11 protein-coding genes are annotated in these 11,836 nt (G+C 71.0%); 2 read left to right on the top strand and 9 right to left on the bottom strand.

The window, feature by feature from the left end; translation table 11 throughout:
* Positions 1–292 precede the first annotated feature (292 nt).
* The 6 genes from ABZT49_RS19930 to ABZT49_RS19955 all read right to left on the bottom strand — a co-directional run bounded on the left by ABZT49_RS19930 (position 293) and on the right by ABZT49_RS19955 (position 5,391).
* The gene (locus tag ABZT49_RS19930; RefSeq protein ID WP_355288304.1) at positions 293–511 is read right to left on the bottom strand and encodes a hypothetical protein; all 219 of its coding nucleotides are present in this window, start codon (positions 509–511) and stop codon (positions 293–295) included.
* A 2-nt stretch (positions 512–513) separates the two neighbouring features.
* On the bottom strand, positions 514–825 hold the full coding sequence (locus tag ABZT49_RS19935; RefSeq protein ID WP_355288306.1) for a DUF1330 domain-containing protein: 312 nt from the start codon (positions 823–825) through the stop codon (positions 514–516).
* A gap of 133 nt (positions 826–958) precedes the next feature.
* A complete protein-coding gene (gene pyrF, locus ABZT49_RS19940) occupies positions 959–1,669 on the bottom strand; it encodes an orotidine-5'-phosphate decarboxylase (protein WP_355288308.1) in 711 nt (236 codons plus the stop codon).
* A gap of 303 nt (positions 1,670–1,972) precedes the next feature.
* On the bottom strand, positions 1,973–2,581 hold the full coding sequence (locus tag ABZT49_RS19945; RefSeq protein WP_355288310.1) for a uracil-DNA glycosylase family protein: 609 nt from the start codon (positions 2,579–2,581) through the stop codon (positions 1,973–1,975).
* Between the two features lie 136 nt (positions 2,582–2,717).
* Positions 2,718–4,922, bottom strand: coding sequence for a xanthine dehydrogenase family protein molybdopterin-binding subunit (locus tag ABZT49_RS19950; protein WP_355288311.1), 2,205 nt, complete (start codon positions 4,920–4,922; stop codon positions 2,718–2,720).
* A gap of 13 nt (positions 4,923–4,935) precedes the next feature.
* The gene (locus ABZT49_RS19955; protein WP_355288313.1) at positions 4,936–5,391 is read right to left on the bottom strand and encodes a (2Fe-2S)-binding protein; all 456 of its coding nucleotides are present in this window, start codon (positions 5,389–5,391) and stop codon (positions 4,936–4,938) included.
* A 261-nt stretch (positions 5,392–5,652) separates the two neighbouring features.
* On the opposite strand from ABZT49_RS19955, the gene ABZT49_RS19960 reads away from it, so the two are divergent.
* Entirely contained in the window at positions 5,653–7,182 is a 1,530-nt protein-coding gene (locus ABZT49_RS19960; RefSeq protein WP_355288315.1) for a HAMP domain-containing sensor histidine kinase, read from the top strand.
* Between the two features lie 289 nt (positions 7,183–7,471).
* On the opposite strand, the gene ABZT49_RS19965 is transcribed toward ABZT49_RS19960, so the two are convergent.
* The 3 genes from ABZT49_RS19965 to ABZT49_RS19975 form a co-directional block, all read right to left on the bottom strand.
* Entirely contained in the window at positions 7,472–8,692 is a 1,221-nt protein-coding gene (locus ABZT49_RS19965) for a histidine kinase dimerization/phosphoacceptor domain -containing protein (RefSeq protein WP_355288317.1), read from the bottom strand.
* Positions 8,693–8,836: 144 nt separating this feature from the next.
* Positions 8,837–9,697: a phosphoribulokinase gene (locus tag ABZT49_RS19970; RefSeq protein ID WP_355288319.1), complete on the bottom strand. Its 861-nt coding sequence runs from the start codon at positions 9,695–9,697 to the stop codon at positions 8,837–8,839.
* Positions 9,698–9,703: 6 nt separating this feature from the next.
* Positions 9,704–10,582 (bottom strand): fructose-bisphosphatase, encoded by an 879-nt coding sequence (locus ABZT49_RS19975; protein WP_355288321.1) that lies wholly within the window; start codon positions 10,580–10,582, stop codon positions 9,704–9,706.
* 210 nt (positions 10,583–10,792) lie between these two features.
* Here ABZT49_RS19975 and ABZT49_RS19980 point away from each other — a divergent pair, with 210 nt between their 5' ends.
* Positions 10,793–11,719 carry a LysR substrate-binding domain-containing protein gene (locus ABZT49_RS19980; RefSeq protein ID WP_355288350.1) on the top strand — a complete coding sequence of 309 codons (927 nt, stop codon included), beginning with the start codon at positions 10,793–10,795 and terminating at the stop codon, positions 11,717–11,719.
* Positions 11,720–11,836: the final 117 nt, after the last annotated feature.

Consider the following 11,836-nt stretch of genomic DNA (forward strand, 5'->3'; position numbering starts at 1 on the left):
GGAAAGGGGTCGGGGCTGGGGTGGTTCCAGGGCGCGCCGATGCCGAGGTCATCCTCTGGCTGGGTACCCGACCGTCCTGATACTCTCCGCGTCATCCCGGGGCTCGGCGCGGCCGAGAACCCGGGATCCATAACCGCTGGCGGTGCAGAATACAGTGCAACGCGTTCCGACTTCTTCGACGATCTCAGCGGTTCTGGATCCCGGGCTCCGCTGCGCGGCCCCGGGATGACCCTGTGCGGTGGGAATGGAAGCGTCCACACACCGGCGCCTCTCAGCTGCGACAGGCCGCCTGTCACTCCTCCGGCACCAGCCGCCCGGCAAAGGTCAGGCACAGGCAGACCGCCCCGAGCACGAACTCCCAGCGGCGGATGTCGCCGCCGATCGACGCCACCACCGCCTGCCCGATCAGGAAGACCCCGACGAGGGGCGGCACGACCGTGAGAGTGAGGCGCAGCACCCGGCGCCAGCCCCATCCCGAGGATTTGCCCGCCGAGGATCCCCCCGCCGCCACGCTCAAGCCTCGCCGGGCTGCGGCCCGTCGTAGCCCTCGATCACGATGAGGTCGATCTCGGCGCCGCCCTCCTGCTTGGCGCGGGCGGCCTGGTACTCGGGCGAGTGCCAGCAGGCGAGCGCCTGGTCGTAGCTCGGGAACTCGATCACCACGTTGCGGGCGCGGCTCGATCCGCTCACCGCCTCGAAGCTCCCACCGCGCACCAGGAAGCGCCCACCGAATTTCGCGAAGGCGACGCCATTGGCCGCGACGTAGTTCTTGTAGGCCTCCGGCTTCGAGACGTCGACGCGGCCGACCCAGTATCCCTTCGCCATTGCAGTTCTCCCTGTCGTTCAGCTGTCCGTTCTAGAGCACTTCACGATCGCGCTGCAATCGCGAAGCTCTCTAGATCTTTGATTTTGCCGCATTTTCTTCGACGAACCGGCGTCCATTTCGTCGGAAAATGCTCTAGAGCGCGGCGGCCATCTCGTCGACGATGCGGTGGGCGACGTCGCGCGGGTCGGCGGCCCCGGTGATCGGCCGGCCGACGACGACGTGATCGACGCCGGCGCGCATCGCCTCGGCTGGGGTCACGACGCGCTTCTGGTCGCCGATCTCCGCGCCAGCAGGCCGGATGCCCGGCGTGACGATCAGCCGGTCGGGCCCGAGGATCTCCCGCACCTGCGGCGCCTCCGCCGCCGAGCAGACGATGCCGTCGATGCCGATCGCCTTGGCGGCAGCGGCCCGCACCGCGACGAGATCGGCGACCGTCAGCGCGTAGCCGGCCTCGCGCGCATCCGCGTCGTCGTAGGAGGTGAGCACCGTGACCCCGAGGATCTTCAGGCCGCTCCCCGCCTGGTCGCGCCCGTTCGCTGCCGCCCGCATGGTCTGCGGATAGGCGTGGACGGTGAGGAAGGTGGCGCCGATCCCGGCCAGCGACTGCACTCCCTCCTCGACGGTGTTGCCGATGTCGTGGAGCTTGAGGTCGAGGAAGACCTTGTGGCCGCCCTTCACCAGCCGCTCGGCAAGGTTAAGGCCGCCGGCATAGCCGAGGCGGTAGCCGATCTTGTAGAAGCTCGCGGCGTCGCCGATCCGCGCGATCAGGCGCTCGGCCTCGTCGGTGCTCGCCATGTCGAGGGCGACGATCAGGCGGTCGCGGGGGCTGATGGGCTCGGGCACGGGACCTCCAGGAATGTCGTCGGGCGCACCCATCACGGAGTGCGTCCCCGGAATCAAGCCCGGCTCTGCATTCCTGTTCGCCGTTCGCCGATGCACTTGGCACAGGCCAATTTGAAACCCACCATGTCATTCCGGGGCTGCGCAGCGGAGCCCGGAGTGCCGCAGGCACGCCCAGAACCTCAGTTCATTCAGAAAGAGGCGGAAGCGTCCGGCCTGATCCTGAGGCACCTGCGGTTCTGGATCCCGGGCTCCGCTGCGAGGCCCCGGGATGACCCTGTGGGGTGGGAAGGTCGGCGCGGACCATCACCGCGATGCCTCCCGCGCCACCTCCTGCGCCAACCGAGCCACCTCCGCCCGCAGCACCGGCAGCAACTCCGCCTCGAACCACGGATGCTTCCTGAGCCACGGCGTGTTGCGCCAGGACGGGTGGGGCAGCGGCAGCAGGCGGGGGCGCTGGGTCTCCAAAAAAATCTCGCGCCAGCGGGCCACGGTGCCGGTGAGGCCGCCGGGCTGGCGGCCGAGATGCCAGGCTTGCGCGTACTGCCCGATCAACAGGATCAGCTCTAGGTCGGGCAGGCCGGCGAGGAGCGGTGCGCGCCAGGTCTCCGCGCATTCGCGCCGCGGCGGCAGGTCGCCGCCCTTGGCGTCGTGGCCCGGGAAGCAGGCGCCCATCGGCACGATCGCGATCAGGTCGGGGTCGTAGAAGGCCGGCTCGTCGAGGCCGAGCCACTCGCGCAGCCGCTTGCCGGACGGGTCCTGGAACGGCACCCCGCTCTGGAACGCCCGGTTGCCCGGCGCCTGGCTGGCGATGCAGATCCGGGCGCGGGACGTGCCCTGGACGATCGGCCGCGGCTCGACCGGAAGCGGCGGTCCGTGGCGCGGCGCCTCGCGGCAGAGCCGGCAGGCGCGCACCCGCTCCGCGGTCTCGGCGAAGTCGGGGACGAATGAAAAAAGGGTGCGGCTTTCGCCGCACCCTGAAGTCGTCTCGGGTCCAAAACTGGAAGTCATTCCCTTCATATAGGGCAGGGGTTAAGGGTGTGGTGCGCGATCACACGCCGCGGAGCGCCGTGAGGTCGAGGGGGAGCGAGCGCAGGCGCTGGCCGGTGGCGGCGAAGACCGCGTTCGCGATCGCCGGGGCCAGGACCGGCACGCCGGGCTCGCCGATGCCGGTGGGGGCGGCGGCCGAGGGCACGATGTGGACCTCGACCTTCGGCATCTCGCTCATCCGGGTCGGCTCGTAGGCGTCGAAGTTCTTCTCCTGCACCTCGCCGTCCTTGAAGGTGATCCTGTTGCGCAGGACCGCCGAGAGCGCGAAGCCGACTGCGCCCTCGACCTGCGCCCGGATGATGTCCGGGTTCACCGCGACGCCGACATCGACCGCCGCCACGATGCGGTTCACCTTCACCTTGCCGGCTTCCGCCGTCACGTCGGCCACCATCGCCACGTAGGAGCCGAAGGATTCGTGCGCGGCGACGCCGTAGCCCCGTCCCGGCTTCTGCTCGCGGGCGCTCCAGCCGGCCTTCTCGGCGGCCAGCGTCAGCGCGGCAGAGAGCCGCGGCGCCTGTTTCAGGAGGCCGAGCCGGTAGGCCACCGGGTCCTGGCCGGCGGCGTGGGCGAGTTCGTCGACGAACCCTTCCATCGCCTGCGCGGTATGCGAGTGCCCGACCGAGCGCCACCACAGGACCGGCACGCCCTCACGGGCGTTGTGGACCTCGAACCGGTAGGCCGGCAGGGCGTAGGGGGTGTCGGATGCGCCCTCGACGGTGGTGGCGTCGACCCCGTCCTTCACCATCATCGCCTCGAGGGCTGTGCCGATGATGATCGACTTGCCGACGATGCGGTGCTCCCACCCGGTGATCGCCCCCTTGGTGTCGAGGCCGGCGCGGATGCGGTGATAGGCGGCCGGGCGATAGTAGCCGCCGGTGATGTCGTCCTCGCGGGTCCAGACGAGGTGGATCGGGTTCTTCTCGCCGGTGGCCTTCAGGATCGCCGCGGCCTCGGCGATGTAGTCGGCGGACGCCGTGGCGCGCCGGCCGAACGAGCCGCCGGCCCACAGCGTGGTGATGCGGATCTTGTCGGCGGTGGTGCCGAGGATGCCGGCGGCCACCGCCTGCTCGATGGTCTGGAACTGCGAGCCGGCATAGATCTCGTAGCCACCATCGGCCGCGCGCTCGATCGTGGCGTTGAGCGGCTCCATCGGGGCGTGCGCCAGGTAGGGGAAGCTGAACTCCGCCTCCAGCACCTTGGCCGCGCCCTTGATGGCGCCCGCCGCGTCGCCACGCTGCGAGGCGACGAGGCCGGGCTTGTCGGCCATCGCCTTGTAGGCCGCTTGTTGCGACTCCGTCGATTGCCGCTCGGCGCCGGCATCGTCCCAGGTGAGCTTCAGGGCCTCGCGGCCCTTCATCGCCGACCAGGTGTCCTTCGCCACCACGGCGACGCCGCTCGGGATCCGCACCACCTGGACCACGCCCGGCACTGCCTTGGCGGCGTTGTCGTCCACTGATTTCAGCGTCGCGCCGAAGCGCGGGGCGCGGGCGACGAGGGCCGTAAGCTGGCCCGGCCGGCGCACGTCGAGGGCGTATTGCGCGCTGCCGTCGGTCTTCGCCTTCGAATCGAGCCGCGGCAGCTTGGTGCCGATCAGCCGGAAGGCAGAGGGATCCTTGAGGGTCGGGTTCTCGGGGACCGGCTGCACGGCCGCCTTGGCGGCGAAGGCGCCGAAGCGGGCTTGCCTGCCGCTGGCGTGGCGCAGCACGCCCTTCTCGATCGCGATCTCGCCGGCCGGCATCTTCCATTCCTCGGCCGCGGCCGCGACCAGCATCGCGCGGGCGGCGGCCCCGGCCTTGCGCAGCTGGATCCAGGAATTCGCCACCGCGGTCGAGCCGCCGGTGCCCTGGATCGGCCCGAAGGCGAGGTTGTTGTAGAGGCTGGCATCGGCCGGGGCGAAGACCGCGCGCATCTGCGCCCAGTCGGCGTCGAGCTCCTCCGCCACGATGGTGGCCAGCCCCGTCGTGTTGCCCTGGCCCATGTCGAGGTGCTTGATCACCACCGTCACGGTGTCGTCGGCGGCGATGCGCACGAAGGCGTTAGGTCTAGCCGGGGCCTTCGACAGGTCGGGGCCGCCCGCGGCCCGCGCGCCCTTCGGGTCGAGGTGGAGCCCGATCACCAGGGCGCCGCCGGCCGCGGCGGTGCCGCGCAGGAAGGCGCGGCGGGAGGAGACGACGTCTCCGCGCGTCTTGATTCTGTGGTTCAGCATGGCGGCGTCCCGGTCAGGCGAGGGAGCGGGCGGCGTCGTGGATCGCCGCGCGGATGCGCTGGTAGGTGCCGCAGCGGCAGACATTGCCGTCCATGGCGGCGTCGATGTCGGCGTCGCTCGGCGTCTTGTTCTCCGAGAGGAGACCGATCGCCGACATCATCTGGCCCGACTGGCAGTAGCCGCACTGCACCACGTCGAGATTGCGCCAGGCAGTGCGGACCGCCTCGGCCACCGGGCCGGCAATGCCCTCGATGGTGGTGATCTTTCCCTCGCCGACATCGCCGAGGCGGGTCTGGCACGAGCGCACCGGCTGCCCGTCGATGTGGACGGTGCAGGCGCCGCACTGCGCGATGCCGCAGCCATATTTCGTGCCGGTGAGGTTGAGGTGGTCGCGGATCGCCCAGAGGAGCGGCATCTCGGGATCGGCCTCGACCTCGTAGGTCCGGCCGTTGAGGGTGAGCTTCGTCATCGTGCGCTTCCGACGAGAGGCTGGAACGGTTCCAGGGCTTCTTGTGTGCGGCTGCTCCTGGACCCTCGGCAAGCGGGGCCGATGTGCGCCAGCGCACCCGTCCGCGCGTGCCGCAGCGGCAGGGCGGGACGCCCGATCGCGTCGCATTCGATGCGTTGCATTCTCAGGGTCCCGGCAGGAGGACCTTAACGAAGTTCGGTCAGCCTCCCCCGGACCAACCCCATGGTGTCAGGCGGCGAGGGAGCGGCAGACCCGATCGCGATGTCCGAAGTCACGGCGGAAATGGTTCAGCGCGGGCGCGGCCCGACGGCGGAGGAGGCGGCTCGGCGGCGCAAGGTTGCGCGGGACGTGCGCTCCGCCCGCGAGCGGCTGACCTCCTCGATCGGGCTCGAGCGCGCCTTCGATTACGAGCTTCTGCGCGTCTACGCCCAGTACCGCATCGGCGCCTTCCTGCCGCTGGTGGTGCTGGCCTGCTGCATCGCCGCCGCCTCGATGTTCTGGGCGCCGGTGCTCCTGAGCGGCACCTGGTGCGCCGGCGTGCTGGCGGTGATCGCCGGCAACACCGCGCTCGCCCGCTCCTTCCTGCGCCAGGATCCGGACGCGCTGTCGCTGCCGGCCTCGCGCCGGCGGGTGATCGTCGGCGAGGTGGTCCAGAGCGTCGCCTGGGCGCTGCTCGTCGTGATGCTGCTCCAGGTCGAGGCGGCGAACGCCCGCACCTTCGTGATGTTCGTCCTCGTCATCGTGGCCGCCGTGACCACGATGCTCGCCGCCACGGTGCCGCTCGGCGCCTATGCGGGCCTCCTGCCGCTCAGCGCCGCCACCGCGGCGCTCCTGTGCCTGTCGCGGGAGGCGGAATCGGTCCTGCTCGTCGGCATGGCGGTCTGCGCGCAGCTGTTCTTCCTGTTCCTGTCGAACCACCTGCACGCCTCGACGGTCTCGGCGCTGCAATCGCGGGCCGAGAAGGATGCGATCTTCGGCGAACTGGAGCAGGCCAAGGCCAATTCCGACGAGGCGCGCCGGCGGGCCGAGGAAGCCAACCTCGCCAAATCCCGCTTCCTCGCCACCATGAGCCACGAGCTGCGCACGCCGCTCAACGCCATCCTGGGCTTCTCGGAGGTGATGAAGAACGAGGTGTTCGGCCCGCATTCCTCGGGTTCCTACCGGGAATACTCGACCGACATCCACGACAGCGGCCTGCACCTGCTCAACCTCATCAACGAGATCCTCGACCTCTCGCGCATCGAGGCCGGGCGCTACGAGCTCAACGAGGAGGCCCTCCAGCTCGCCTACGTGGTCGAGGAGAGCCGGCACATGATGGGCTTGCGCGCGCGGGCCAAGAACCAGACCTTCCACGAGCTCATCGACCCCACCCTGCCGCGGCTCTGGGCGGACGAGCGGGCGTTGCGCCAGATCGTGCTTAACGTCCTGTCGAACGCGATCAAGTTCACGCCGCCGGGGGGCGAGATCACCATCAAGGTCGGCTGGACCTCGTCGGGCGGGCAATATGTCAGCGTGAAGGATACCGGTCCCGGTATCCCCGAGGACGAGATCCCGACGGTGATGTCGTCCTTCGGCCGCGGCTCGCTCGCGATCAAGACCGCCGAGCAGGGATCGGGCCTCGGCCTGCCGATCGTGAAGGGCCTCGTCGACCTGCATGGCGGCGGCTTCCAGCTGAAGTCGCGCCCGCGCGAGGGCACCGAGGTCATCGTCACCTTCCCGGCGACCCGGGTGATGGATGCGCTACCGGCCTTGGCGGAGGAGACGCCGGTGCGGCCGGTGCGGGCGGCGTGAGGGGTGGGTACGCCGTGCGTCTGTGCGGCGCGCGAAACCACGACCCGACATAATTGGAGACATGGATACTGAAACCATCTGCGTCATCCCGGGGCTCGACGCAGTCGAGAACCCGAGATCCATAACCGCTGAGGATGACGAATAAAGCGACCGGCGTTCCGCCTCTTCCTGAAACCTCAGCGGATATGGATCCCGGGTTCCGCTGTCGCGGCCCCGGGATGACGCGGAGGGTTTCAATTCTTCCGTAGACTCTTTGCCGCGCCGCAGACTCTTCGCCGCGCCCGCCCCCTCATCCCAGCGGAATATCCAGCACGAAATGCGCCCCCGGCCCGCTCTCCGCGGTGCTGAGGCGTCCGTCGAGCTGGCGGATCAGGCTGGCGATGATCTTGAGGCCCAGCGAGCGCTGGCGCATCGACACGTCGAAGCCCGGCGGCAGGCCGACGCCGTCGTCGCGGACCGCGAGGCGCAGTCCCTCCTCGTGCACCGCGAGGCTGACCCGCACCGGCCCGGTGCCGTGCGGATAGGCGTGCTTGACCGCGTTGGTCACCAGCTCGTTGACGACGAGGCCGATCGGGATCGCCTGGTCGGCGCTGATCACCTTCGAATCAGCCTCGCAGGCGAGGTCGTAGCCCGGCGCCTCCTCCCGGAGCTTCGCCACCAGCTCGCGCAGGAAGTCGGCCAGTTCGACCATGCCGAGCTGGTGGATGCCGCGCCAAAGGTGATCGTGCACCTCGGCCACGGTGGCGATGCGCGCGCCCGCATCCTCGAGGGCGTGACGCACTGCCTCGGACTGGGCGTCCCGCGCCTGGAGCCGTAAGAGGCCCGCCACCACGCCGAGACTGTTCTTGACCCGGTGGCTCATCTCCCGGGTGAGCTGCACCTGATGGTCGAGGGCGTCGCGCAGGCGCGCATCGCCCTGGTGGCGCTCCACCGCAATGCCGATCAGCCCGGCGAAGCCGGCGAGGAATTCCTGGTCGGCCCGGTCGAAGCCCTGGCCCTCGGTGCCCCAGGCCTCGAGCACGCCGTAGGCGCGCCGGCTCTCGTCGCCGAGCGCGATCGGCACGTTGACCGCGTGGCAGGGACTGGTCGGTGCCAGGGCCTCCGGCCGGCGCAGGACCTCCGGCACATGGAAGCGTGCGCCGTCATGCTCGGCCCCCGGGCGGATCCCGTTGGCGAGCACGCCGGCGCCGGTGCGGAAGGCGTAGGCCGCCGGCGTCGCCTCGTCCCCGGCCGCGAAATCTGTCCCGACCCGGTCGTCGCCGAGACCCGTGCAGGCCCGGATCACGAAGGCGTGATCGCTGGCGCGATATTCCAGGACCTGGCAGCACGCGGCACCCAGGGCCTCGGCGCAGAGCTCGCTCGCCCGCGCCAGCAGCGCGTCGAGGTCGCGGGTCTGCAGCGCCATCCGGGCGAAGGCGCCCATCAGCGCCTGCTGCCGCAGCCGGTACGGCAGCTCCGCCCGGCCGTTCCCGGCCTCCTGCGCCTCACGGATCGACCCGTCACTCGCCATCCACCGGGACTCTCGCAAACTCGGGGTGCCTTCTCCCTCAGGGCCCTCGCCCCCGAGGTGCCTTCCCGAAGGTACGTCGACTGGCCGGACTCTTACGCCATCCTGCCCCGAGCACAAGCCGAGCAACAGGCCGAGCCGATGGGCCTAGAGCAAGCGGCGCCGGCGCTCGACCAGGCGCAGGATCATCGGGGTCAGGATCAGCTGCATCGCGAGGTCGAGCTTGCCGCCGGGGATCACCACCGAGTTCGCCCGCGACATGAAGCTGCCGGCGATCATCGAGATCAGGTAGGGGAAGTCGATGCCGCGGGGGTCGCGGAAGCGGATTACCACCATCGATTCGTCGGCGGTCGGGATCCAGCGGGCGACGAACGGGTTCGAGGTGTCGACCGTCGGAATGCGCTGGAAGTTGATGTCGGTGTTGGTGAATTGCGGGCAGATGGTGGTGACGTAGTCGGGCATCCGGCGCAGGATCACGTCGGTCACCGCCTCGGTCGAGTAGCCGCGGGCGGCCTTGTCGCGGTGGAGCTTCTGGATCCATTCCAGGTTGATCACCGGCACCACGCCGATCCTGAGATCGGCTTGGCCCGCGATGTCGACACGCTCGTTGGTCAGCGCCCCGTGCAGGCCCTCGTAGAACAGGAGGTCCGACCCTTCCGGAAAATCCTCCCAGGGCGTGAAGGTGCCGGGCTCGGCGTGGAAGCGCGCGGCGTCCTCGGAATCGTGCACGTAGTGCCGGGTGCGGCCGCGGCCCGAGGCGGCGTAGTCGCGAAACACCGCCTCCAGTTCGGTGAGCAGGTTCGCCCGCTCGCCGAAATGGCTCAGGGTCGGCTCGCGCGCCTCCGCCTCGCGCATCGCCGCCCGGTCGAGGGCGTGGAAGGCGTCGCCCTCGATGAACACCGCCTCGACCCCCTCGCGGCGGAAGATCTGCTCGAAGGTGTTGCGCACCGAGGTGGTGCCGGAGCCCGACGACCCGGTCACCGACACGATGGGGTGGAGCGCCGACATGGCGGGTCAGGCCCGCAGCAGCCCGCGCGGGGCGAAGAGCGGCGAGCCGCCGGCGTCGCGGTCCGCCTCGAGGCGGCGGGCGAGGTCCGTCACCGCCCGGACCGGCCCGATCGCCAGCGGCGTCGTCCGGTCGAGACCGCCGGCGGCGAGGTCGAGGATCGCGCGCCCGCGCTCGTCGGTGGCCGCTCCGCCGGCGGCCTCGACCGCGAGCGCGACCGGCGCCGCCTCGTGGACGAGCCGGAGCCCTCCATCGGCGCGAAGATCCGCCGGGCGCAGGTGCAGGCCGCCGCGGGTTAGCACTCGCTGGGCGCAGGCCGCGAGCGAGGCGAGGGGGGCGGCGCGGGCTCCTTGCCCGCCCCGCGCTCCGTCGCCGCCGATGGCGTCCGGCGGCAGGCGGAGCACGGCCGGCGGCCGGAAGGTGCCGCTGCGCGGATCGAGGATCCGCGTCGTCGTCGCCGTGCCGTCGGTCAGGGTCAGGAGGGTGCGCGGGCCGTAGACGACGAAGCCCGCTGCGACCTGGGCCCGGCCCGGGGCCAGGAACGCCGCCTCGGGATCCGGCCCGGCGGGCCGCAGGGAGAACAGCGTCCCGGCCGGCATCCCGCCCTCGAGGTCGTCCGCCCCCTCCAGAGCTGAGAGGGCGAGGACGTAGGCAGCGCCGGGGAGGCGCGGCTCCGGCCGCTCCGCGTCGCGCCAGGCGAGGGCGGCGATCTCGGCCCCGCGCAGGGCTTCGGCGAAGATCCGCCGGGCGGCGGCCCGCGGATCCCCGGGAAGCGTCGCGATCAGCGCGGCGGTCGCCGCCGCCGCCGCCGCGAGGGCGGCGAGCACCGGCCCGACGGTCGGCTGGCGTCGCGGCGGAGGCATGTCGGTGCGGGCGCTCAGAAGCATATGCGACTCCGGTAGATGCCCCAGATGGAACGGATGCCCCAGATGGACCTGCCCGTGGTCTCGGCCGCAGCTTAGGCGCGGGCCCGGATTCCGTCATCCTGTCCCGAAGTACGGGATGCGCCGGGGCCGGCCGCGATGTCGGATCGGACTCGCATCGCACACGTCATGGGCCGGGACACGGGGCCGAGGAACCGGATGGCGCAGGACCGGATACGCAACCTCTCGCTCAAGCAGCTCCACGCCGTCGCGGCGATCGCGCGGCTCGGCACCATGACGCGCGCGGCGCAGGAGCTGAACGTGACCCCGGCGGCCCTGACCGCGCGGATCAAGGGGCTCGAGGACGAGATCGGCCTGCTCCTGTTCGACCGCACCCATGCGGGGCTGAAGCCGACCGATGCCGGCCGCGAGCTGCTCTGGGCGATCGACAGCATCGGCACCGTGCTCGAGACCTGCACCGAGCGGCTGCGGACCCTGCGCGGCGGCCAGGGCGGCCGGGTCTCGCTCGGCGTGGTCTCGACCGCGAAGTACTTCGCGCCGCGGATCGTCGGCGGCTTCGCCCGGGCCCATCCCGGGATCGAGATCGACCTCGTGGTCGGCAACCGCGGCGCCACCGTCGAGGCCCTGCGCGACTACCGGGTCGACCTCGCCCTGATGGGCCGCGCGCCCCGGGACTTCCCGATCACCGCCGAGAGCGTCGGCCCGCATCCCCTGGTGGTGATCGCCGCCCCCGACCACCGCTTCGCCGGGCGGCGCGGCCTGACCCGGGCGGAATTGGCCGAGGAGCCGTTCCTGGTGCGCGAATACGGCTCGGGCACCCGCACGGTGTTCGAGGAGTTCATGGCCGGCCTCATGATCCGCCGCGCCCGCATCGGCATCGACAGCGGCTCGAACGAGACCATCAAGCAGACCGTGATGGCGGGTCTCGGCGTCGCGCTGATCTCGGGCCACACCGTGGCGGCCGAGGTCGCCGACGGCCGGCTCGTGCTCCTCGACGTCGAGGGCCTGCCGATCCGCCGCGACTGGTTCTCGGTGCGCCGGGCCGACAAGGTGCTGAGCCCCGCCGGCCAGGCGTTCTGGGATTTCCTGGTGGAGGAGGGCGCCGCCTGGCTGCCGGAGCTGCCGGATCCGGCCGTTTAGACCAGCGCCTCGACGCGCGGCGGCGACATGCGACGCAACAGTGATCGACAGGCGCTGGAGGAACGGTCCAGGCCCCCCTTTCGCGGACGACGAGGCTGTGTGCGACCGTCGCGAACC

The organism is Methylobacterium sp. EM32 (genome assembly GCF_040593685.1).
GTDB lineage: Bacteria > Pseudomonadota > Alphaproteobacteria > Rhizobiales > Beijerinckiaceae > Methylobacterium.